20 protein-coding genes are annotated in these 21,565 nt (G+C 71.5%); 9 read left to right on the top strand and 11 right to left on the bottom strand.

Translation table 11 applies throughout. From position 1 onward, the window contains the following. Positions 1–2: 2 nt before the first annotated feature. On the bottom strand, positions 3–1,337 hold the full coding sequence (locus EDF27_RS18305; RefSeq protein ID WP_132050395.1) for a pitrilysin family protein: 1,335 nt from the start codon (positions 1,335–1,337) through the stop codon (positions 3–5). Between the two features lie 240 nt (positions 1,338–1,577). On the opposite strand from EDF27_RS18305, the gene EDF27_RS18300 reads away from it, so the two are divergent. The 3 genes from EDF27_RS18300 to EDF27_RS18290 all read left to right on the top strand — a co-directional run bounded on the left by EDF27_RS18300 (position 1,578) and on the right by EDF27_RS18290 (position 4,344). Then, positions 1,578–2,228 carry a TetR/AcrR family transcriptional regulator gene (locus EDF27_RS18300; RefSeq protein ID WP_185017162.1) on the top strand — a complete coding sequence of 217 codons (651 nt, stop codon included), beginning with the start codon at positions 1,578–1,580 and terminating at the stop codon, positions 2,226–2,228. A gap of 186 nt (positions 2,229–2,414) precedes the next feature. Beyond that, a complete protein-coding gene (locus EDF27_RS18295; RefSeq protein WP_132050393.1) occupies positions 2,415–3,380 on the top strand; it encodes a ferritin-like domain-containing protein in 966 nt (321 codons plus the stop codon). A 436-nt stretch (positions 3,381–3,816) separates the two neighbouring features. Continuing rightward, entirely contained in the window at positions 3,817–4,344 is a 528-nt protein-coding gene (locus EDF27_RS18290; protein WP_132050391.1) for a YbhB/YbcL family Raf kinase inhibitor-like protein, read from the top strand. A gap of 72 nt (positions 4,345–4,416) precedes the next feature. Here EDF27_RS18290 and EDF27_RS18285 read toward each other — a convergent pair whose 3' ends face one another. Beyond that, the gene (locus EDF27_RS18285; RefSeq protein ID WP_123702784.1) at positions 4,417–6,705 is read right to left on the bottom strand and encodes a polyribonucleotide nucleotidyltransferase; all 2,289 of its coding nucleotides are present in this window, start codon (positions 6,703–6,705) and stop codon (positions 4,417–4,419) included. A gap of 278 nt (positions 6,706–6,983) precedes the next feature. Here EDF27_RS18285 and EDF27_RS18280 point away from each other — a divergent pair, with 278 nt between their 5' ends. Then, a complete protein-coding gene (locus tag EDF27_RS18280; protein WP_132050389.1) occupies positions 6,984–8,174 on the top strand; it encodes a hypothetical protein in 1,191 nt (396 codons plus the stop codon). A gap of 33 nt (positions 8,175–8,207) precedes the next feature. On the opposite strand, the gene EDF27_RS18275 is transcribed toward EDF27_RS18280, so the two are convergent. From EDF27_RS18275 to EDF27_RS18255, 5 genes are all read right to left on the bottom strand, one after another. Next, positions 8,208–9,128 (bottom strand): FAD:protein FMN transferase, encoded by a 921-nt coding sequence (locus EDF27_RS18275; protein WP_132050576.1) that lies wholly within the window; start codon positions 9,126–9,128, stop codon positions 8,208–8,210. Between the two features lie 2 nt (positions 9,129–9,130). Then, on the bottom strand, positions 9,131–9,397 hold the full coding sequence (locus EDF27_RS18270; protein WP_132050387.1) for a hypothetical protein: 267 nt from the start codon (positions 9,395–9,397) through the stop codon (positions 9,131–9,133). 112 nt (positions 9,398–9,509) lie between these two features. Next, the gene (locus EDF27_RS18265) at positions 9,510–10,133 is read right to left on the bottom strand and encodes a CE1759 family FMN reductase (protein WP_123653907.1); all 624 of its coding nucleotides are present in this window, start codon (positions 10,131–10,133) and stop codon (positions 9,510–9,512) included. Positions 10,134–10,287: 154 nt separating this feature from the next. Next, positions 10,288–10,557: a 30S ribosomal protein S15 gene (rpsO, locus tag EDF27_RS18260; RefSeq protein ID WP_123653908.1), complete on the bottom strand. Its 270-nt coding sequence runs from the start codon at positions 10,555–10,557 to the stop codon at positions 10,288–10,290. Between the two features lie 119 nt (positions 10,558–10,676). After that, entirely contained in the window at positions 10,677–11,123 is a 447-nt protein-coding gene (locus EDF27_RS18255; protein WP_165931566.1) for a VanZ family protein, read from the bottom strand. A gap of 110 nt (positions 11,124–11,233) precedes the next feature. Between EDF27_RS18255 and EDF27_RS18250 the strand changes: the two genes are divergently transcribed. The 3 genes from EDF27_RS18250 to EDF27_RS18240 all read left to right on the top strand — a co-directional run bounded on the left by EDF27_RS18250 (position 11,234) and on the right by EDF27_RS18240 (position 13,704). Continuing rightward, entirely contained in the window at positions 11,234–12,295 is a 1,062-nt protein-coding gene (locus EDF27_RS18250) for a glycoside hydrolase family 6 protein (protein WP_132050385.1), read from the top strand. Between the two features lie 63 nt (positions 12,296–12,358). Beyond that, on the top strand, positions 12,359–13,411 hold the full coding sequence (locus tag EDF27_RS18245; RefSeq protein WP_132050383.1) for a M4 family metallopeptidase: 1,053 nt from the start codon (positions 12,359–12,361) through the stop codon (positions 13,409–13,411). 20 nt (positions 13,412–13,431) lie between these two features. Further along, positions 13,432–13,704: a protealysin inhibitor emfourin gene (locus EDF27_RS18240; RefSeq protein ID WP_123653912.1), complete on the top strand. Its 273-nt coding sequence runs from the start codon at positions 13,432–13,434 to the stop codon at positions 13,702–13,704. 145 nt (positions 13,705–13,849) lie between these two features. Here EDF27_RS18240 and EDF27_RS18235 read toward each other — a convergent pair whose 3' ends face one another. The 3 genes from EDF27_RS18235 to EDF27_RS18225 are packed head-to-tail and all read right to left on the bottom strand — an operon-like array spanning position 13,850 to position 17,378. Beyond that, positions 13,850–16,093 (bottom strand): ATP-binding domain-containing protein, encoded by a 2,244-nt coding sequence (locus tag EDF27_RS18235; RefSeq protein WP_132050381.1) that lies wholly within the window; start codon positions 16,091–16,093, stop codon positions 13,850–13,852. A gap of 59 nt (positions 16,094–16,152) precedes the next feature. Continuing rightward, the gene (locus EDF27_RS18230; protein ID WP_132050379.1) at positions 16,153–17,007 is read right to left on the bottom strand and encodes an aldo/keto reductase; all 855 of its coding nucleotides are present in this window, start codon (positions 17,005–17,007) and stop codon (positions 16,153–16,155) included. Further along, on the bottom strand, positions 17,007–17,378 hold the full coding sequence (locus EDF27_RS18225; protein WP_123653915.1) for an FKBP-type peptidyl-prolyl cis-trans isomerase: 372 nt from the start codon (positions 17,376–17,378) through the stop codon (positions 17,007–17,009). The genes EDF27_RS18230 and EDF27_RS18225 overlap by 1 nt, the downstream gene beginning before the upstream one ends. 48 nt (positions 17,379–17,426) lie before the next feature. Here EDF27_RS18225 and EDF27_RS18220 point away from each other — a divergent pair, with 48 nt between their 5' ends. After that, on the top strand, positions 17,427–18,743 hold the full coding sequence (locus tag EDF27_RS18220) for an MFS transporter (RefSeq protein ID WP_132050377.1): 1,317 nt from the start codon (positions 17,427–17,429) through the stop codon (positions 18,741–18,743). A 136-nt stretch (positions 18,744–18,879) separates the two neighbouring features. Further along, positions 18,880–19,959, top strand: a complete 1,080-nt coding sequence (locus tag EDF27_RS18215; RefSeq protein WP_165931565.1) for a YihY/virulence factor BrkB family protein — start codon at positions 18,880–18,882, stop codon at positions 19,957–19,959. A 75-nt stretch (positions 19,960–20,034) separates the two neighbouring features. Here EDF27_RS18215 and EDF27_RS18210 read toward each other — a convergent pair whose 3' ends face one another. Next, the gene (locus EDF27_RS18210) at positions 20,035–21,522 is read right to left on the bottom strand and encodes an aspartate ammonia-lyase (RefSeq protein ID WP_123653918.1); all 1,488 of its coding nucleotides are present in this window, start codon (positions 21,520–21,522) and stop codon (positions 20,035–20,037) included. Positions 21,523–21,565 lie beyond the last annotated feature (43 nt).

Genomic DNA, 21,565 nt, shown 5'->3' with positions numbered 1-21,565 from the left:
CATCAACCGCCGATGCCGATCGCGCTCTCGAGAGCCGCGCGCTCGACGTCCCCGACGACCGCGGTGATCTTCGGGCGGGTCAGGAGGTCACGTGCCAGGTCGAGCACGTCGCCCCTGGAGACCCGGTCGACCCGCTGGAGGGCGGTGTCGAGATCGGTGAACTCGCCGGTGCCGAGCTCGGCGCGACCGAGGCGGGTCATCCGGGCGTCCGAGTCCTCGAGCGAGAGCGTCAGCGCGCCCTCGATCTGGCCCTTGGCGCGACGCAGCTCGTCGTCCGTGATGCCCGAGTCGACCATCCGCTCGAACTCGGCGTCGACGATGTCCATCACACCGACGACGTTGTCCGGGGCGCAGCCCGCGTAGACCCCGAAGGCGCCGTTGTCGAGGTAGGCAGGTGCGAAGGACGACACCGCGTAGGCGAGACCGCGGCGCTCGCGGACCTCCTGGAAGAGCCGGGAGCTCATGCCCCCGCCGAGGACGGCGTTCAGCACGCTCAGCACGGGGCGGCGTTCGTCACGGAGGTCGAGGCCCTGCGAGCCGCGCAGCATGCTGACCTGCTCGGTGGGGCGGTGCACGACCGTGAGCTGTTCGGCGGCGCGGTCGGCGACGGGCTTCGCGGTGCGCCGCGCGACCGGGGCCGCCTTGTCGGCGTTCTGGAAGACCTCTTCGACGAGGGCGCAGAAGCGGTCGTGGTCGACGGCGCCGGCGGCGGTGATGACCAGCCCGCTCGGCGCGTAGTGCTCGGCGTAGTGCGCCATCACCTCGTCGCGCTGCACAGCACGGATGCTCTCCGGGGTGCCGCCGATCGGACGGCCGAGGGCGTGCCCCTCGAAGGCGGAGGCGAAGAACGCTTCTCCGGCGAGGTCGGCCGGGTCGTCCGCGGCCATCGCGAGTTCTTCGAGGATGACCCCGCGCTCGATGTCGAACGCCTGCGGCTCGAGCACCGAGTTGGTCACCATGTCACCGATCACCCGGACGGCCATCGGGACGTCTGCGTCGCGGACGCGGGCGTAGTAGCAGGTGTACTCCTTGGCGGTCGCGGCGTTGTGCTCGCCACCGACGGAGTCGAACGCGACGGCGATGTCGAGTGCGCTGCGCGTGGTCGTGCCCTTGAACAGCAGGTGTTCGAGGAAGTGCGTGGAGCCGAACTGGCCTTCGCGTTCGTCGCGGGAGCCGACCCCGACCCAGTAGCCGATGCTCGTCGAGTGGGACGCCGGAACGGCCTCGGTCAGCACGCGGACGCCCGACGGGAGGACGGAACGGCGGACGAAGGATCCCCCGGACGTCAGGAACGACGTGTCCGGGGCCTGGAGGGGCAACGGCACTGGGTGGTTCATCGCCATCGAGCCTACTGACTCTCCGGGGTGCCTCATCCAGCATCTGGACTGTGCCTCGAAGTGGGGTACAGAAATTGAGGACAGACCGACTCGTCTGTCTGTCCTCCTTGTGCTACAGTCGTGCATGCCGGATCGGTAGTCCCCCTAGATTCCGATCCGGTGGCTCGGGACATCAGTCCTCGGCGGCACGAGTCCCCCCGCTCAGCCGCGGAGCCGATGAGTCCCAAGGAGAGCCACGCTGTGACGGTCGATTCCCCCCAACCGGCCGTCCAGCGTCTCCTTGGACCGAGCGATCCGAACCTTCCGTCGCCGGACGGGTCGAGCCTCCCCCCGGCTCCCCGTCCCGGCGGCGCGAAGGTCCGGATCCTCGAGACGGCAACGCGGCTGTTCTACGAAGAGGGCATCCACAGCGTCGGCGTCGACCGCCTCATCTCCGAGGCGAGCGTCACGAAGGCGACGTTCTACAAGCACTACGGGTCGAAGGACAACCTGATCCTCGCCTACATCCGGGCGCAGCACGACCACGTGCAGGACCGCTTCGAGCGACTCATCGCCGACGCCGACTCCCCCGCGCAGGCCGTCCGGTCCTGGGTCACCGCCGTCGCGGACGAGGTGCACGAGCCCGGTTTCCGCGGTTGCGCGTTCCTCAACGCCGCGGCGGAGTACCACGACCCGCGCGACCCCGTGCGCGAAGTCGTCGCGAGCCACCGCGACTGGTACACCGAGCGCCTCGCCGACCTCCTGCAGGAAGCGGGTCACCCGCTGCCCGGCGACGGCGCGGACGAGCTCATGCTCGCCCGGGACGGCGCGATGTCCGGCGCGTACGCGGGCGATGCGATCGCCGCGACGGCGGCGCTCGGCCGGGTCGCCGAGCGCGTCCTCGCCGGCTGAGCGAACGGGCTGAGCGCGCCTGCCGAGCAGGCCGACCGCCGCTTTCCGCGCACCCCTGGTGATGCCCCCTCTTCGGGGGTAGCTTGACGCGCACGATCGACCAACCCGCCGATCGCGATCCCGTCGACCCGTTTCCCTGCAGCGTCGGCGGGACCTCAGTGCTGCCAGCACGACTCGAGGACAACGATGTTCGACAACGCCTTCATCCGCCATGCCGTCGACCGGAGCGCCGAGAACGCTCTCGACCGCCGACGCTTCTTCGCAGCCGCCGGTGTCGCCGGCGCCTCAGCCGGCCTCGCCGCGCTCGGCACCTCGGTGCTCTCCGCCGCTCCCGCCGTCGCCACCCCGCAGGAGGACGGCGCCGTGTCCGACGCCGCCATCCTGAACTTCGCGCTCAACCTCGAGTACCTCGAGGCCGAGTTCTACCTCCGCGCCGTCTTCGGCACCGGCCTCGCCGCCAGCATGACCGGCGGCATCGACCCCCAGGGGCCGGTCGTCGGCGGCCGCCGGGTCCCGTTCAAGACCCCCGCCATCAGGGGCATCGCGACCGAGATCGCGAACGACGAGCGGGCGCACGTCGCGTTCCTCCGGTCCGCGCTCGGCGGCGCCGCGGTGGCCCGGCCGAAGATCGACTTCACGAACAGCTTCACCGCGGCCGCCCGGGCCGCCGGGGTCGTCGGGCCGACCGGCAGGTTCGACCCCTTCGCGAGCGAGGAGAACTTCCTGCTCGGCGCGTACGTGTTCGAGGACGTCGGGGTCACCGCCTACAAGGGTGCGGCGCCGCTGATCACCAGCAAGACGTACCTCAGCGCCGCCGCGGGGATCCTCGCGGTGGAGGCCTACCACGCCGGCATCATCCGCTCGAAGCTCTACGACAAGGGACTGCAGGTGCCGGCGAACAAGATCTCCGACGCCCGCGACTCCCTCGACGGCGGCACCGACGACGACCAGGGCATCACGACCAGGGCCGGCGCGGTGAACTTCGTCCCGACCGACGCGAACTCGCTCGCGTACGGCCGCACCGCGGAACGCGTGCTCAACATCGTGTTCCTCAACCCGAACCAGATCGACAAGGGCGGCTTCTTCCCCGAGGGCGTGAACGGCGCCATCGTCGCGAGCGGCAACCCCGGCAGCGCGACCGGCCCCGCCTGATCCGCCGGTCTCGACCGCGCGCCGCGCGCCGCGCGCCGCGCGCCGCGCGCGTCGCGCGCGTCGTGCGCTCCCGCTGAGATCGCACCATCTGTCGCTCCGCCGCGGCGGACCCGACACGGATCGCGATCTCGGCGGCGCACCAACGACGTGTCCCGCGACCACGACCGGACGGGCGCGCCCCGCTCAGCGGCAACGCGAAGCGTTGCGCGGGGCGCGCCGACCGAGCCTGCGAGGGAAGGGTGCCAGCTGGCACCGGGCCTCCCGTCCGCCCCCAGGGCACGCGCACGCTCGCTGAGATCGCGCCATCTGTCGCCCGGCACCGTCAGACGCGACAGGTCCTGCGATCTCGGCCGCGGGACGCCGTCTCGGTCGTCCCCTGGGGGCGACCGGGACGCCGTCCCGGTCGCCCCCAGGGGACGGGTGGTTGCCTGGGTGCATGGCCAACGACCCGCTCTGGCGCCTCCCCGAGGTGCCCACCTTCACCCTGACCAGCCCCGAGTTCACCGACGGGGGCGAGCTGCCCACCTCCGCACGCGGCTCCGACGTCGGCGGCGAGGACCGTTCCCCCGAACTGACGTGGTCCGGCGCACCGGAGGGCACCCAGAGCTACGTGCTCACCGTGTACGACCCCGACGCCCCGACCGGCTCCGGCTTCTGGCACTGGGCCGTGTCCGACATCCCCGGTGACGTGACCTCGCTCCCCGCCGGTGCCGGGACCGACGACGCCCTGTTGCCGGCCGCCGCACTCCGACGTCACAACGAGTTCGGTTCGGACACGTTCCTCGGGGCCGCACCGCCCGCCGGACACGGCTCACACCGGTACTTCTTCACGCTGAGCGCCCTCGAGGTCCCGCTGCTCGAGGTCCCCGTCGACGCGACCCCCGCGGTCGTCGGGTTCATGCTCCGCGACCACCTGCTCGCCCGCGCCGTCCTGATGGGCACGCAGGAGACCCCCGCCGCCTGAGCCCGCACACGCGGAACGGCCGCCGCCCTGAGGGGGCGACGGCCGTTCGTGCTGTCAGGCGACTGGCTGGGTTCAGCCCTCGGCCGGCGCGGTGGCGTGGGTCTCGTGACCCGCGCCGCCCTCGACGTCGACCTCGTCCGCCACGACCGGCGCGAGCGAGAGCTTGCCGCGGTCGTCGACCTTGGTGACCTCGACCAGGATCTTCTGGCCGACGCCGAGGACGTCCTCGACGTTCTCCACACGCTTGCCACCGGCGAGCTTGCGCACCTCGGAGACGTGGAGCAGACCGTCGCGACCCGGGAGCAGCGACACGAAGGCGCCGAAGGTGGCGATCTTCACGACGGTGCCGAGGAACTGGTCCCCGATCTCCGGGTTGGTCGGGTTCGCGATCGCGTTGACCTGGGCGCGAGCCGCCTCGGCCGACGGACCGTCGACGGCGCCGATGTAGACGGTGCCGTCGTCCTCGATGGAGATGTCGGCACCGGTCTCGTCCTGGATGCCGTTGATCGTCTTGCCCTTCGGGCCGATCAGCTCGCCGATCTTGTCGACGGGGATCTGCACGGAGATGACACGCGGCGCGGTGTCCGCCATCTCGTCGGGGGCGTCGATCGCCTCGGTGAGGACACCGAGGATGGCCGAACGGGCTTCCTTGGCCTGCTTCAGCGCGGCGTCGAGCACCGACGACGGGATGCCGTCGAGCTTGGTGTCGAGCTGGATCGCGGTGACGAACTCCGAGGTACCGGCGACCTTGAAGTCCATGTCGCCGAGTGCGTCCTCGGCACCGAGGATGTCGGTCAGCGCCGCGTAGCGGGTCTGGCCGTCGACGGTGTCGGAGACGAGGCCCATCGCGATGCCCGCGACCGGTGCCTTGAGGGGCACACCGGCGTTGAGGAGCGACAGGGTCGAGGCGCAGACGGAGCCCATCGACGTCGAGCCGTTGGAGCCGAGGGCCTCGGACACCTGACGGATCGCGTAGGGGAACTCCTCGCGCGAGGGCAGCACCGGCACGAGGGCGCGCTCGGCGAGGAAGCCGTGCCCGATCTCGCGACGCTTCGGCGAACCCACGCGGCCGGTCTCGCCGGTCGAGTAGGGCGGGAAGTTGTAGTGGTGCAGGTAACGCTTCTTCGTGACGGGCGACAGCGAGTCGATCTGCTGCTCCATCTTGAGCATGTTCAGCGTGGTGACGCCCAGGATCTGGGTCTCGCCGCGCTGGAAGATCGCCGAACCGTGGACGCGCGGGATCACGGCGACCTCGGCGTCGAGCGGACGGATGTCGGCGAGGCCGCGGCCGTCCATGCGGATCTGCTCGGTCAGGATGCGGCCGCGGACGACCTTCTTCGTGACCGACTTGTAGGCGCCGCTGACCTGGCCGTTGGCGCTCTCGGGGAGCTCGCCGGCCGTCACCTTGGCGGCGATGGCCTCCTTGACGCGGGCCTTGAGGGCGTCGTCCGCGTCCTGGCGCTCGAGCTTGCCGGCGATCTTGTAGACGTCGCCGAGCTCGGCGAGGGCGATGGCCTCGACCGCGTCGTAGACCTCGGGGGCGTACGGCGGGAAGACCGGGTAGTCCTGGATCTCCTTGGCCGACTGCGCGGCCATCTTCGCCTGCGCCTCGACGAGGACCTTGAGGAACGGCTTCGCCGCCTCGAGACCCTGCGCGACGACGGCCTCGTCGGGCTTGGTGGCGCCGCCCTGGATGAGGTCCCAGCTGTGCTCGGTGGCCTCGGCCTCGACCATCATGATGGCGACGTCCTCGTTGCCCGCCTCGTCCGTGACGACACGGCCGGCGACGGTGAGGTCGAAGACGGCGTCAGCGAGCTGCGACGCCTTCGGGAACGCGACCCACTGGTCGGTGCCGTTCGCGCCGGGGATGAGCGCGAGGCGCACGCCGGCGATCGGGCCGGAGAACGGCAGGCCGGAGATCTGCGTGGACGCCGATGCCGCGTTGATCGCGAGCGCGTCGTAGAACTCGTCCGGAGCGATGCTCAGGACGGTGATGACGATCTGGACCTCGTTGCGGAGGCCGTCGACGAACGACGGGCGCAGCGGCCGGTCGATGAGACGGCAGACGAGGATCGCCTCGGTCGAGGGGCGGCCTTCACGACGGAAGAACGAGCCGGGGATCTTGCCGGCAGCGTACGAGCGCTCCTCGACGTCGACCGTCAGCGGGAAGAAGTCGAAGCCCTCACGCGGGTGCTTGCCGGCGCTGGTGGCCGAGAGCAGCATGGTCTCTTCGTCCAGGTACGCGGCGACGGCACCCTGTGCCTGCTGCGCGAGACGGCCGGTCTCGAACCGGACCGTCCTGGTGCCGTAGCGACCGTTGTCGATGATCGCTTCAGCGAACTTGATTTCGGGACCCTCCAAGAGGATGCCTCCTTGCGTCTGTGATGCAGCAGACCCGGCCTCGGGCACACGCGTGCACGTGCGCTCCACGACGCGGAACGCATGCCTGGCCAGCAGTAGAAGCAGTCGGGACGTGATCGGCCCGCATGCCACCACCGATGACCAGCTTCGTGCCGGTCTGCGTGCGATGTTGTGTGTCGTCTCGGGAAACGGTCCCCAGACACCGCGACTTTAGCATTCAGCGGTGCATCGACGGCGAGGCTGGTGGCGAACGGGCGTGTCCCCGATAGCCTTCGACCATGCGTCGATCCCCTGTCAGACGCGTGCTCGTCGCGGCCGCAGTGCTCGTCGGTGCGCTCGTCGCCCCCGTCGTGACCGCCGTCCCCGCGAGCGCGACGGACTACCCGAGCTGGCAGGACGTCGAGAAGGCCAAGGGGAACGAGCAGGCGAAGGCCGCCGAGGTCGACAAGGTGCAGGCCGCGCTGCAGTCCGCCCAGGCCGAGGCCGCGACCAAGTCGCAGGCCGCGCTCGACGCATCCGCGAAGGCGACCGCAGCCGAGGCGGACCTGAGTGAAGCCACCCAGACCGCCACGAGCCTCCAGGCCCAGGCCGACCAGGCGTCGGCGACCGCGAAGCGCGCACAGACGCGTGCCGGACAGCTCGCCGCCAACCTGTACCGCGACGGGTCGACGAACCAGATGACCACGCGCATCGCGACCGCGAAGGACCCCGACGAGCTGCTGTACCAGCTCGGCGCGCTCGACCAGCTCTCGAGCAGCTGGGCGGGCGTGATGGACGAGGCGTCCGTCGCCGCGAAGACCGCGTCGTCGCTGCACGACCAGGCGAAGCGCGCCGAGACCGAGCGAGCCTCCCTCGCCCAGGCCGCCGAGGAACGTTCGGCCGAGGCGAAGTCGGCGGAGCAGGTCGCCGACGCAGCCGTCGCGTCGACCAAGGACCACAGCGACGAGCTGTACGCGCAGCTGGCATCACTCAAGGACACCAGCGCCGCGACCGAGCAGCAGTACGAGGTCGGGCAGGCGGTCGCGGCCCAGGCTGCGGCACAACGTGCGGCGGCGAAGGCGGCCGCGGAAGCGAAGGCATCGGCTGCCGCGACCACGACCACGGGGAGCTCCGCGAGCGCCGGGACGTCCTACCCGAGCACCGCCGGCGTGACGGTGGACCCGGCGGCGGCGAAGGCCTACGCCCGGAGCGTCCTCGGCAACTACGGCTGGGGCGACGACCAGTACGGCTGCCTCGTCTCGCTGTGGACGCAGGAGTCGGGCTGGCGGGCGAACGCGCTGAACTCCTCGAGCGGTGCGTACGGCATCCCGCAGTCCCTGCCGGCGAACAAGATGTCCGCCGCCGGAGCCGACTGGCGGACGAACCAGAACACCCAGATCAACTGGGGCCTGGCCTACATCAAGAGCTCCTACGGCAGCCCGTGCGGCGCGTGGAACCACGAGATGAGCGTCAACCCGCACTGGTACTGAGCGACAGTCCCTGAGCGGCCGCCAGCGCCTCGTTCAGGCGACCTCGCGCTCCTCGGGCCAGCCGCCCATCCGGATGACCTCGCCGTCCGCGGCGACGAGCCGGGCGGCGACACCGTGCTCGCGGAGCATCGGCAGCGCCCGGTGCCCACGGACCACCGCCGCGGTGGTCATCGTGTTCGCGGCGACACAGGACGGCGCGACGACCGTGACGCTCCGCCACACCGGGTCCGCCGGGAGTCCCCAGCGCGGGTCGAGGATGTGGTGCCGGGCCGTCCCGTCCTGCTCCCACCGGCGCTTCTGCGTGCTCGAGGTCGCCACGGACCAGCCGGCACCGAGGGTGATCCGGTCCTCGGGGTCGTCGTCCAGGTCCCGCACGCGCACCTGCCACCCGCCGCGCGGCTCCGGGCCGGCGGTGGCGACGTCCCCGCCGAGCGCGACGAGCACGCCGACGCCGAGCCGGGCGGTGACGCTCGCGGCGGCCAGGTCGGCGGCCACGGCCTTCGCCGTCGCGCCGAGGTCGAGGACGACGCCGTGCGGCACCCGCAGGAAGGTCCCGGAGAGCAGCACCCGTCGCCACGCCGGACGTCCGTCGAGCGCCGCCGCGAGTTCGGCGGGCTCCGGGACGACCCGGGCGTCGGCGAACGCTGCGTCGTAGCCGAGCGACACCATCCGGGCGCCGAGCGTCGGGTCGACGTCGCCGGACGTGGTCTCGGCGGCGTCGAGCGCCTGGTGGACGAGGCTGGCGAGGAGCGGGCTGACCACGGCGCCGCGCTCGAGCTCCCCGGCCCGCGCGAGCAGTTCCGAGTCCGGCCGGAACCGGCTGCACGCGGCCTCGACGGCTGCGGTGACCTCGCGCACGCAGGACTCGGCGGCGGCGAGGTGGCGGCGGTCCCGGTGGTCGAGGACGACCGAGGCGGTGGTGGTCCAGAGGTCCCACGACGTGCTGGCGCGCATCGTCACGACCCCGTCGTCATCGCGTCGGAGCTGGCAGCACGGCCCGGGGCGACACCCGAGTCGGCGGCCGCCAGGGTCACAGTCGCCTGAGTCGCAGCCGCCTGAGTCGCGTCCGCCAGGGTCGCAGTCGCCTGAGTCGCGTCTGCCAGGGTCGCGTCCGCCTGGTGCCCGACCCAGAACCCGCCACCGGTGACGAGCGCCACCGCGAGCCCGCCCGCGCCGACGATCGCCGTCGTGGTCCGTCCGGACCGTTTGCCGTTGGTGTCCATCGTTCCTCCTCGCCGTCACCACGAGGTTGGCAGCCGGGACGATGGATTCCCCGGGCGGGTGCTGCACCCGGGCCCGGGGATCCCTGTGTCGGCGATGAGAGCGCCGGTCGGACTAGTGCCCGAGTCCGCCGAGCAGGCTCGCGAAGTCCGCCACCTCCGGCAGGGCGTCCGCCTCCTGCGGGTTCCGACGGGAGGCTCCGATCGCCCAGGCCAGGTCGGCCCCGGCCCGGCGGATGCGTCCGTCGAGTGCCGCCTGGTCACCTCGGGTGCCCCAGTCGTCGGTCGCGGCGAACACGCCGGTGGGCACGACGGCCGCGCGGAGGTACGCGAACACGGGACGCATCGCGTGCTCGATCGCCAGCGAGTGGCGGGAGGTGCCACCGGTCGCCGCCAGGAGGACCGGCATGTCCGCGAGGGCGTCCTTGTCCATGACGTCGAGGAACGACTTCGCGAGCCCGCTCATCCCCGCGGTGAAGATCGGCGAGACGAACACGAGCGCGTCGGCCTCGACGACCGCGGCGGTGGCTGCTGCCAGCGCCGGCGCCTGGAACCCGGTGAGCATCGCGTCGGTGATCTCGTGGGCCAGCGGACGCAGGTCGACGTGCACGACGCGGGGCGAGCCTCCCGTCCCGGTCGTCTCGATGGCGGCGACGGCGGACTCGGCCAGCCGGTCGGCGAGCAGTCGGGTCGACGACGGCTCGGAGAGCCCGGCGGAGACGACGGCGATGGTGGTCATGGTGACTCCCGATCTTTCAATGCGTTTGCATGAACATCGTAGCCAACCGAGGAGGGAACGCAAGCATTCCCGGCAACGGAGAACGCCCCGGTCCTCAGCGAAGAGGACCGGGGCGTTCGATCAAGCCGTGTGTTCGTCGACTAGCGGCGATGCCTTATCGACGCAGGCCGAGGCGCTCGATGAGCGCACGGTAGCGAGCGATGTCGACGTTGGAGAGGTAGCCGAGGAGACGGCGACGCTGACCGACCATGAGCAGCAGACCACGACGCGAGTGGTGGTCGTGCTTGTGCTCCTTGAGGTGCTCGTTCAGGTCGTTGATACGACGCGTCAGAACGGCGACCTGGACCTCGGGGGATCCGGTGTCGCCCGGGTGGGTCGCGTACTCTTCGATGATCTCCTGCTTGACCTGTGCGTCAAGTGCCATTGGTGATCCCCTTTCGATCCGTTGCGCGGTGCCCATGCCTGATGCATGGGCGCTCTTTGTCCGCGGCCGTTCTACGGCAACCGCACAAGACTACCAGAGCGCGAGCGGCACCAGGGGCGTCAGACGGTCCGTGCTCGCAGGCGTCGCCGCCGGGGTGCTGGCATCAGGCTGCGCACGAGGCCGACGAGCGTGGCGCCGAGCAGGCCGCCCATGCCGTTCGACAGGACGTCGCGCGGGTCCGAGACACGGTTCGGCAGCAGTGCGCCCTGCGCGAGCTCGATGCCGCCGGACAGGCCGACCGCGATCAGCACGCCGAGGAACCACCAGCGGCGCGGGAGCCACATCGCGGCGATCATCCCGACGGGCACGAACATGGCGATGTTGGCGAGGAACTCGGTGCGGTCGTAGGTCAGCCACGAGCCGTGCGGCAGGTGCTGCGCCCAGGCGAGCGCGTGCAGGACGAGGGAGTTCTCGGCGGACGTGAACACGTGCGGCGTCAACGTCATCCGCCAGATCACCCAGGCGTACGCCGCCGTGAGGGCGAGCAGGAGGAGTTTCCGGAACATCCCGACAGTGTGGGTCATCTGCCTGCCAGAGTCCTGGAGCGCTCCTGGGGAGATCCGTACGATGGTGACGACGAGCCCGACGGGACACGGTCAGATCAGGAGCACCGCCGATGCCGGACCAGGACACGACGAAGCACCGACATCGACGACGGCTGTCGAGCGCTGCACGCCAGTGGGTGCTCATCGGCGCGGTCGCCGTCGTCGTGGCCGCGGTCGTCGTGACCGTCTCGGTGTGGCTGCCGAGCCGTCCGAACGGGCCCGACGGGCGCCGGATCGTCGAGCGGGCGACGGCCGCGCAGGCCTTCCCCGGCGGCCTCGCCCGGCAGCCGGCGAGCGAGAACCAGCCCGGCATGCGTGAACGGGTGGCGCGCCAGGACGGCGAGGACACCACCGCCGACCGCATCGCCGAGATCGCGGACCAGCCGATCGCGACCTGGCTGACGAACACCTCGGTCACGAAGACCCGCGCCACGATCCGGCAGGTGGTCGCGAACGCGGCGTCGCAGGACAAGACGCCGGTGTTCGTGCTCTACAACGTGCCCGACCGCGACTGCGGCAGCTACTCCAAGGGCGGCACGACGGCGTCGGAGTACCTGCCATGGGTGCGCTCGGCCGTGCGTGCGATGGCGGGGTCGCACGCCGTGGTCCTCGTGGAGCCCGACGCCATCGCGCAGATCCAGGTCTGCAAGCGCCTGCTCGACTCACGGCTGCCGCTGCTCCGGAAGGCGGTCAGCGAACTCTCCGGACACGGGCTGACGGTGTACCTCGACGGCGGGAACGAGAACCGTGTCCCCACCGCGAAGATGGCCGGGTGGCTGCGGAAGGCCGGGATCGACCAGACCCAGGGCTTCTTCACCAACGTCTCGAACTTCTACCGGGTGGACCAGGAGCGGACGTACGCGGACGGCCTCGCGGACGCGATCGGCGGCGATCCGCACTTCGTCATCGACGTCTCCCGGAACGGCCAGGGCTGGCGCGGCACGTGGTGCAACCCCGACGGCGCGGGGCTCGGCCAGGATCCGCACGTGGCCGCGGGGTCGTCCCGGCTGGACGCGCTGCTGTGGGTGAAGACCCCCGGGCTCAGCGACGGCACCTGCAACGGCGGCCCGGCCGCGGGTCAGTGGTGGGAGTCGTACGCGCTCGCACTGGTCGAGAACCGCAAGGGCAGCTGAGGACATCCGATCGGGAGGCTGAACCGGCGTCCGATGTCGGTGCCCGGGGGTTGCATGGGCACCATGACCGCCGCCCAGCTCCGATCCGTCGTCCCGCCGTACCTGCTGCGCGCCATCGCGGACGCGCCCACCGACGCGTTCCCCCGCGCCACCCCGGCGGCGCGCACGGCGCTCGCCTCCCTCGAGACCGTCCAGGCACCCAAGCGCGAAGCCCGGCTCGGCGTGCGTCACCCGGCCACGGCGCCGGACCGCTCACCACAGCGGAGCATCTTCGACGCGAAGGGGTCCACCACGCTGCCGGGCACGCTCGTCCGGAGCGAAGGGGGCCCCGACTCCGGCGACGCCGCCGTGGACGAGGCGTACGCGGGCCTCGGGGCGACGCACGCGTTCTGGCTCGACGTGTTCGGCCGCGTGTCGATCGACGGCGCCGGGCTCCCGCTCGACGCCAGCGTGCACTACGGGCAGGACTACGACAACGCGTACTGGGACGGAACCCGGATGGTCTTCGGCGACGGTGACGGCGAGGTGTTCAACCGTTTCACGATCGCGCTCGACGTGATCGGCCACGAGCTCACGCACGGCGTCACCCAGTACACCGCGGACCTGACGTACCAGGGGCAGTCCGGCGCCCTCAACGAGTCGATCAGCGACGTGTTCGGTTCCCTGGTCGCGCAGTACACCGCGGGGCAGACCGCCGAGCAGGCGACGTGGCTGATCGGCGAGGGGCTGTTCACCGCCGCGGTGCACGGTGTCGCGCTGCGGTCCATGAAGGCCCCGGGGACCGCGTACGACGACCCGGTGCTCGGGAAGGACCCGCAGCCGGGGACGATGGCCGGGTACGTGGAGACCACCGATGACTCCGGCGGCGTGCACACGAACTCGGGCATCCCGAACCACGCCTTCTTCCTTGCCGCGACCGCGATCGGCGGGAACGCGTGGGACGGCGCCGGGGCGGTCTGGTGGGACGCCCTGACCTCGCCGGACGTCACCGCGTCGATCGACTTCGCCGGCTTCGCGCGGGTCACGGTCGCCGCGGCGCACACCCGCTTCGGGTCCGGCTCGTCGCAGTCGGCCGCGGTGACCGAGGCATGGCGGAACGTCGGCGTCCTGGCCTGAGAGCGCGTATTTTCGGGAGCATGCACATCGTCGTCCGCCGCAGTGGTGGCTTCGCCGGCCTCACCAGGGGCTGGCGTGTGGACACCGACGCGTGCGACGACCCCGACGGCTGGTACGACCTGGTCGGGTCACTCCCCCGCGAGTCGCCGCCGCGCCGCCGGAACTCGGTGCCGGACGACTTCGAGTGGACGATCACCGTCGCCCGCACCACCGTGCGGATGCCCGGCAGCCAACTCGACGGACCGTGGGCCGCGCTCGTGGACCGGGTGCGTGCCGAGGGCGAGCCGACCTGACGGACGGGCGCCGGGCCTCCCGTCCGGTCGTGACGCGACGCCGCTGCCGGATCGCGCCCCAGCAGCGGCATCGCAGCGGCATCGCGCCCCGGCATGACGGGGCGCGATGTTCGCACGAGAGCGCAACCGGAACTGCGCGCGCCCGTCAGGTGACGTCGATGACCGTCAGGCGACGGGTGGGGCGCGTCATCGCGACGTAGACCGCCGCGGCGGCACGGGCCGCGTCGGCACCGACGCCGTCGGGGTCGACGAGCAGGACGCCGTCGAACTCGAGTCCCTTCGCGTCCGCACCCGTGAGGACCGTCACGGAGCCCGGCCGCGGCGACCCGAGCGACCGGACGTCCACGTCGGCTCCCGCCAGTCGCTGTCGGACCGCCTCGACCTGCGCGTCCGGGACGATCACGCCGGTGGTCCCCGCACCGATGTGCTCGCGCTCGCGCACGACGGTCGCGGCGATGGCGTCGAGCACGCCGGCACGTGGCACCCGGAGGCGCACGACGGGGTCGCCGTCACGGACCGCCTGGTTCGCCGTCACCGTGAGCCCCGCGGCCGCAGCGAACTCGCCGGCTGCCTCGACGATGGAGCGCGGCGTGCGGTAGTTGACGGTGAGTTCCTCGACGCGGTGGTCGAGCGGGACCTGGGGCGCGCGGCCACGACGGCGGCGTGCGAGTGCCCCGATGACGTCGTCCCACGTGCGGGCGGCGCCGGGCGACGAGCCCTGCGCCATGTCCCCGACGATCGTGAACGACCGGAGCGGGTTGCGGCGGGCGAGCACGCGCCACTGCATCGGCGAGAGCTCCTGCGCCTCGTCGACGACGATGTGACCGTACGTCCACTCGCGGTCCTCGGCGGCACGCTCGGCCGTCGTGCGCGGGTCCCCGCCCTCGGCGAAGGCCCCGGCGACCTGCTCGGCGGAGACGATGCCCTCGACACCCATGTTCTCGATGGCCTGGCGGGCGTTCTCGATGTCGCGGTTCCGGCTGGCCTTCGCCTGCCGCTTCGCCGCGCCGCCCGTCGGGTCGAAGGTGCCGAGGAGCTCGGCGGCCTCGTCGAGGAGCGGGACGTCCTCGACGGTGAAGCCCGCACCGCGCTCACGGGTGAGCAGCGCCCGGCGCTCCGGGGACCAGTTCGGGGTGAGCGACGCCAGCCAGTTCGGGCGGGCGTAGAGGTCCTCGATGAGCTTCTCCGCGGGCAGCGGGAGCCACGCGGTGTTGAGCAGCACGCGGGCGTCGTACGAGGACCGGATGTCCTCGCGGAGGACCTTGATGTCGGCGTCGTCCACCGTCGTGCCACGCTGGCGCAGCTGCTCGGCGAGGAGCTTCGTCATCGCGTCGAGCGCGGACTTGTTGAACGAGACGCGGGCGGCGTTGTGCGGCTTCCCACGGTCCTGCGCACGGTGCATCGCGTCGGCGACGAGCTGCGGCGGGACGACGAGCCGCTCGCCCTCGACGTCGAGCGTGACGGACTCGGTCGGCACGACCTGGCGTGAGCGGACCGCACGGCGCAGCAGGTCGGCCATCTCCGCCGAGCCCTTCACCGCGGCGACGTCCCGGCGGTCGTGCTTCGCGGTGTCGATCCCCGGGTACAGCGACCCCAGGGACGCCATCACGACGCCGGTCTCGCCGAGGGACGGCAGGACCTGCTCGATGTAGGTGAGGAACGCCGGCGACGGACCGACGACGAGCACGCCGGAGCCCCGGAGGCGCTCGCGGTAGGAGTAGAGCAGGTACGCGGCCCGGTGCAGCGCCACGGCGGTCTTGCCGGTGCCGGGACCGCCCTGCACGATGAGCACGCCCTCGAGCGGGGAGCGGATGATGCGGTCCTGCTCGCCCTGGATCGTCGCGACGATGTCGGTCATCCGACCGGTGCGCTCCGCGGTGACGGCGGCGAGCAGTGCGCCCTCGCCCTGCAGGTGGGTGCGCTCGTCGTCGTAGAGGGTGGCGTCGAAGACCTCGTCCTCGACGCCGACGACACTGCGGCCCTCGAGCGAGAGGTGGCGACGGGCGCGCATCCCCATCGGGTGCGCCGCGGTCGCCTGGTAGAAGGCGCTCGCGCCGGGGACGCGCCAGTCCAGCAGGAGCGGGCGGTGCTCGGCGTCCCGCAGGCCGACGCGGCCGATGTAGCGGAAGGCGTCCTCACCGGTGGGCGGGTCGGCGACCTCGAGCCGGCCGAAGACCAGACGGTCCCCGACACGCTCCAGCGTCTGGATCGTGTCCTCGTACAGCTTCGCGAACGCGTCGCGCTCACTGCGGCTCTGGTGGTTCCCGCCGACCGCCTGACGACGGGTCTCGGCGAGACGCTGCTCGGCCTCGGCGGTCAGTTCGTCGAGTCGGGCGAAGAGCCCGTCGACGTACGCACGCTCACGGTCGATCTCGGTCGGTTCGGACACACGCCACCCTTCGGGACAGGGGTATCCAGTGTAGTCCCCTGTCCCTCCGGGCGATGCCGCTACATCTCTTCGTGCGTGTCCGGGTCGCCGTCCCACAGCCGTCCGCGCTCGAGGCCGGAGATCGCCGCGACCTCGTCCTCGGTCAGCGTGAACCCGAACACGTCGAGGTTCTCGCGCTGCCGGTCCGCGTCGCCGGACTTCGGCACCGGGATCGCACCGAGCTGGGTGTGCCAGCGGAGCACGACCTGCCCCGGGGTGACCCCGTGGGCGGCGGCCGCGGCGGTGATCGGCTGCTCGGTGAGGAGCTCCGAGCGCTTCGCGAGCGGGCTCCAGCTCTCGGTGACGATGCCGAGGTCCTGGTGCACCTGACGGAGCGCACCCTGCGGGAAGTACGGGTGCAGTTCGACCTGGTTCACGGCCGGAGCGACACCGGTCGCCTCGATGATCCGGTCGAGGTGCGCCGGCGTGAAGTTCGAGACACCGATCGAGCGGACCTTGCCGCTGTCCCGGAGGTCGACGAACGCCTTCCAGGTGTCCACGAACTTGTCCACCGAGGGGTTCGGCCAGTGGATCAGGTAGAGGTCGACGTAGTCGAGGCCGAGGTTCCCCAGGGTCTCGTCGATCGACCGGTGCGCCTCGTCCCAGCCGTGGTGGCGACCCGGGAGCTTCGACGTGACGAAGAGCTCCTCGCGCGGCACGTCCGAGTCGCGCACGGCACGGCCGACCGCGTCCTCGTTGCCGTAGTTGAGCGCGGTGTCGAGCAGCCGGTAGCCGCTCGAGATCGCGGTGCCGATCGCCGCAGCGCCCTCGTCGCCGTCGAGCGAGTAGGTGCCGAGACCGAGGACGGGCATCTGGTGCCCGTCGTTCAGCTCGACGGTCGGAGCGGTCGGGACGCTCGGTTCGCCGGTCGGCATCAGCGCACGCCCAGCAGGTCGATCACGAAGATCAGGGTCTTGCCGGAGAGGAAGTGGCCGCCGCCGGCCGGGCCGTAGGCGAGCTCCGGCGGGACGACGAGCTTGCGGCGCCCGCCGACCTTCATGCCGGGGATGCCCTCCTGCCAGCCGCGGACGAGCGCCGCGAGCGGGAAGTCGATCGGCTCGCCACGGTTCCAGGAGCTGTCGAACTCCTCACCGGTCTCGTACTCGACGCCGGCGTAGTGCACCTTCACGGTCGAACCGGCGCTCGCTTCGTCGCCGGAACCCTCGACGATGTCGGTGATGACGAGGTCGGTGGGCGCGGGGCCCTCGGGAGCGTCGAACTCGGGCTTGCTGTTCAGGTCAGTCATGCCGCAAGTCAACCAGAGACGGCGGACAGGCCCCAGAATGGTTCCACCGTGACACGATCCCCCCAGCAGCAACGCCGCCGTCTCTTCGCCGACCTCACCCCGCTCCGCCGCTCCCCCGCGTTCGCACGGCTCTGGGCCGGCACCGCGATCGCCGGCATCGGCACGCAGATGACCACCGTCGCGGTCGGCCTCGAGGTGTACGAGATCACGCACTCCACCTTCGCCGTGGCCCTCGTCGGCGTGATCGCGCTGCTGCCGATGGTCGCCGCCGGGCTCTACGGCGGGATGCTCGCCGACGCATTCGACCGCCGGACGGTGGCACTGGTGTCGAGCATCGTGGCGTGGGCCGCGGTCGCCCTGATCGCCACGCACTCCTGGCTCGGGCTGCACAGCGTCGCACTGCTCTACGTCCTCGCCACGGTCAACGCCGTGGCCGCGACCGTCAGCAACGCCTCCCGCTCCGCGATCGTCCCCCGCCTGGTCGGCACCGACCTCCTGCCCGCGGCGAGCGCCCTCGGCGGGATCGCGTCCGGCTTCCAGGTCACCGTCGGCCCCGCGATCGCCGGTGTCCTCATCGCGAGCGTCGGGTTCGCCCCGACCTACACGATCGACGTGGTGCTCTTCACGTTCGCGTTCGCCGGGGTGTTCACCCTGCCGCGGATGGCCGCCGACCACGACGCGCTCCGGCCGGGGCTGAGCTCGCTGATCGAGGGTGCCCGGTTCCTCCGGCGCTCGCGGAACATCACGATGACCTTCGTGCTCGACATCATCGCGATGACGTTCGGGCAGCCGCGCGTGCTCTTCCCCGCGATCGGCGCGCTCGTGATCGGCGGCGGGGCGATCACCGTCGGCACGCTGACCGCCGCGTACGCGATCGGGGCGCTCCTCTCGAGCGTGTTCTCCGGACCGCTCGGCCACGTCCGTCGCCAGGGCGAGGCCGTCGGCTGGGCGATCACGGCCTACGGCGCCGCGATCGCCGCGTTCGGCGTGGTCGTCGCGCTCGCACACGTGCTCGGCGGTCGCGCCGGAGAGTCGTTCAGCACGGCGATCCTGCCGGCACTGGGCTTCGCTTCGCTGTTCCTGGCGCTCGCGGGCGGCGCCGACAACGTCAGCTCGGTGTTCCGCAACACGATCCTGCAGGCGGCGTCCCCGGACGGGATGCGCGGACGGTTGCAGGGGATCTTCATCGTCGTGGTCACGGGCGGCCCGCGTCTCGGCGACCTCTACGCCGGTCTCGCGGTCGCGGTCGGGTTCGCGTTCCCGCCGATCCTCGGCGGCATCGCGATCATCGGCCTCGTCGCGCTGCTCCTGCGACTCGTCCCCTCCTTCCGCCGCTACGACGCCCTGCACCCGCACGCGAACTGACGGGCGCACCACGCGCCGTGGTCGCGACCACGACCGGACGGGAGGCGCGGTGCCAGCCCGACGCGGGCCTCCCGTCCGGCACCGAACCGGCCCACCGCGCGCCGGGAGACGACAGGTGACCGGTAGATTCATGTGCATGCCGGAACGTGGGACGCGCGACCTCCAGCGGACCGGGGTCCGCGCCGTCGCGCGTCGTACCTACCACTCGGTCATCCGGCACCGCGTCGTGGACGCCGCCGCGTCGCTGACGTTCTTCGCACTGCTGACCGTGTTCCCGACCGCGCTGACCGTCGTGTCCGGCCTGTCGATCGTGGACCGCCAGGGCGACAGCCTGTCGGACATCATCGAGATCCTCGGGTTCATCGTCCGCCCGGAGACCGCGGCGCACCTGGAACAGCCGCTCCGCCAGCTGCTGACCCTCGACAACCCGGGCCTCGGGTTCGCGATCGGGATGGTGCTGACCCTCTGGTCGCTCTCCGGCTACGCGACCGCGTTCGGCCGCGCGATGAACACCGCGTACGAGGTCGAGGAGGGACGCCGGATCTGGAAGTTCCGCAGCATGATGCTCCTCGTCACGCTGCTCGTCATGGCGGGCGGTGCGATCGCGATCGTCATCCTGCTCGGCACCCCGACGATCGCCGCGGCCGTTGTCTACCAGCTCGGTTGGGCGAACTGGATCGACGACGTCTGGAACATCGCGAAGTGGCCCGTCCTGGCGGTGGACCTCGTCGTGATGGTCGCGGTGCTGTACTACGCGACGCCGAACGTGAAGGCCCCGCAGCTCCGCTGGGTCTCCGCGGGCGCGGGCTTCGCCATCGGCACCTGGGCGATCGCGACGTTCGGCTTCGCGCTGTACGTGGAGACGATCGGCGGCGGCAACAAGGCGTACGGGTGGCTCGGCGGCGCGCTCCTGCTGCTCGTCTACCTCTACATCTCGAACTTCGTGCTCGTCGTCGGCGGCGAGCTCGACTCCGAGGTGATCCGGATGCGGCAGCTCCTCGCCGGGATCGACGCGGACGAGGCGATCCGGTTGCCGCTCCGCGACGTGACCCGCAACTTCACGCTCGCCCGGTGGCGGGACGCCGACGTCGCGGCCGCGCACGCCGTCCGGACTGCGGCGCAGGAACTCCCGCGGGAGGAACCGCCCACGCCGCGCGAGGAGCACCTGCGCGACGTGGCCTCGCAGGTGCGGGTCGGCGAGCCGCCGCTCCCCTGAGCGGTCGGCGCTCGGGCGTTGCTGCGCTGCTGCGCTGCCGCGCTGGGGAGGTGCGGCACTCGGGCGGTGCGGCGGTCAGCGCTTGCGGTTCGCCTCGGCGTCCAGCATCTCCTCGGTGATCACCGGGATCGCGCCCGTCGCGAGCTCGATGCCGGACAGCCGCGCCGGGCTCAGCACGCGCTGCACCTGGTCCTCGTCCATCAGTCCCGCGGCGGTGACGAGCGTCGAGATCGGCGTCGAGGTCGTCAGCGCCGTGTGCGCGATCGAGGCGGCGGCCGCGTAGCCGATGTACGGCGTCAGGGCGGTGACGACGCCGACGTTCGTGTCGACCTGCGCGGCGAGCTTGGCCTCGTTCGCCTCGATGCCGGTGATGCAGTGCTCCCGGAGCGTGGCGCAGCCCCGGGTCATCCACTGCAGCGACTGCATGATCGAGTGCGCGATGATCGGCTCGAAGGCGTTCAGCTGGAGCTGCCCGGCCTCGGCCGCCATCGTGACGGTGGTGTCCGCGCCGGCGACCGCGAACGCGATCTGGTTCACCACCTCCGGGATCACCGGGTTCACCTTGCCCGGCATGATCGACGACCCGGCCTGTCGCGCCGGGAGCGTGATCTCACCGAACCCGGCCTGCGGCCCGGACGCGAGGAGCCGGAGGTCGTTGCAGATCTTCGAGAGCTTCGCGGCGCTGCGCTTCACCGTGCCGGAGAGGGTCATGAACGAGCCGGCGTCGCTCGTCGCCTCGATGAGGTCCGGCGCGGTGACGACGTCGATGCCGCTGGCGTCCTGCAGCTGCCGACGGACCTCGTCGCGGTACAGCGGGTCCGCGGTGATGCCGGTGCCGATCGCCGTCGCGCCGAGGTTCATCTCCGCGAGCAACGGCGTGACGCGGCGGAGCAGCACCGCGTCTTCCTGGATGGTGTGCGAGAAGCCGGTGAACTCCTGCCCGAGGGTCATCGGGACGGCGTCCTGCAGCTGGGTGCGCCCGACCTTCAGCACGTCGGCGAACGCGGCACCGCGCTCGGCGAAGGCCTCGGAGAGCTGCTCGAGCTGGTCGATGAGCCGCCGGACGCCGAAGATCATCGCGAGCTTCACGCTCGTCGGGTACGTGTCGTTCGTGGACTGGCTGCGGTTCACGTGGTCGATCGGGTGCAGGTACGCGTAGTCGCCCTTCTCGCGCCCGAGCAGCTCGAGGGCCCGATTTGCGAGCACCTCGTTCGTGTTCATGTTCGTGCTGGTGCCGGCGCCGCCCTGGACGACGTCGACCACGAACTGGTCACGGAGGGCACCGTCGCGGACTTCCTGCGCGGCGCGGTCGATGGCGTCGGCGCGCTCCTCGTCGAGCACGCCGATGGCCTTGTTCGCACGGGCGGCAGCCTGCTTCACGGTGACGAGGGCCTCGATGAGGTCCGGGTACACCGCGATCGGGACGGACGTGATCGGGAAGTTCTCCAGCGCCCGGAGGGTGTTGATCCCCCAGTAGGCGTCCGCCGGCACCTCCCTCGAGCCCAGGGAATCGGTCTCGGTGCGGGTACCAGCACTCACGTGCGCCTCCTCGTCGTGGTTCACGTGACGAGGCTAGCCCAGTCCGTCTGGCCGGTCCGGGAGCGCG

This window comes from Curtobacterium sp. PhB136 (assembly GCF_004346855.1).
Taxonomy (GTDB): Bacteria; Actinomycetota; Actinomycetes; order Actinomycetales; family Microbacteriaceae; genus Curtobacterium.
The sequence above is the reverse complement of the archived record's forward strand: the minus strand, read 5'-3'. Positions and strand labels throughout refer to the sequence as shown.

Excerpts from the sequence above, each read along its gene's own strand:
- EDF27_RS18270 (WP_132050387.1), bottom strand. The coding sequence starts at position 9,397 with ATGGACACCAACGGCAAACGGTCCGGACGGACCACGACGGCGATCGTC.
- EDF27_RS18240 (WP_123653912.1), top strand. The coding sequence starts at position 13,432 with ATGCACATCGTCGTCCGCCGCAGTGGTGGCTTCGCCGGCCTCACCAGG.
- EDF27_RS18230 (WP_132050379.1), bottom strand. The coding sequence starts at position 17,007 with ATGCCGACCGGCGAACCGAGCGTCCCGACCGCTCCGACCGTCGAGCTG.
- EDF27_RS18215 (WP_165931565.1), top strand. The coding sequence starts at position 18,880 with ATGCCGGAACGTGGGACGCGCGACCTCCAGCGGACCGGGGTCCGCGCC.
- EDF27_RS18265 (WP_123653907.1), bottom strand. The coding sequence starts at position 10,133 with ATGACCACCATCGCCGTCGTCTCCGCCGGGCTCTCCGAGCCGTCGTCG.
- EDF27_RS18305 (WP_132050395.1), bottom strand. The coding sequence starts at position 1,337 with ATGAACCACCCAGTGCCGTTGCCCCTCCAGGCCCCGGACACGTCGTTC.
- EDF27_RS18290 (WP_132050391.1), top strand. The coding sequence starts at position 3,817 with ATGGCCAACGACCCGCTCTGGCGCCTCCCCGAGGTGCCCACCTTCACC.
- EDF27_RS18245 (WP_132050383.1), top strand. The coding sequence starts at position 12,359 with ATGACCGCCGCCCAGCTCCGATCCGTCGTCCCGCCGTACCTGCTGCGC.
- rpsO (WP_123653908.1), bottom strand. The coding sequence starts at position 10,557 with ATGGCACTTGACGCACAGGTCAAGCAGGAGATCATCGAAGAGTACGCG.
- EDF27_RS18295 (WP_132050393.1), top strand. The coding sequence starts at position 2,415 with ATGTTCGACAACGCCTTCATCCGCCATGCCGTCGACCGGAGCGCCGAG.
- EDF27_RS18275 (WP_132050576.1), bottom strand. The coding sequence starts at position 9,128 with ATGCGCGCCAGCACGTCGTGGGACCTCTGGACCACCACCGCCTCGGTC.
- EDF27_RS18280 (WP_132050389.1), top strand. The coding sequence starts at position 6,984 with ATGCGTCGATCCCCTGTCAGACGCGTGCTCGTCGCGGCCGCAGTGCTC.
- EDF27_RS18255 (WP_165931566.1), bottom strand. The coding sequence starts at position 11,123 with ATGTTCCGGAAACTCCTCCTGCTCGCCCTCACGGCGGCGTACGCCTGG.
- EDF27_RS18225 (WP_123653915.1), bottom strand. The coding sequence starts at position 17,378 with ATGACTGACCTGAACAGCAAGCCCGAGTTCGACGCTCCCGAGGGCCCC.
- EDF27_RS18250 (WP_132050385.1), top strand. The coding sequence starts at position 11,234 with ATGCCGGACCAGGACACGACGAAGCACCGACATCGACGACGGCTGTCG.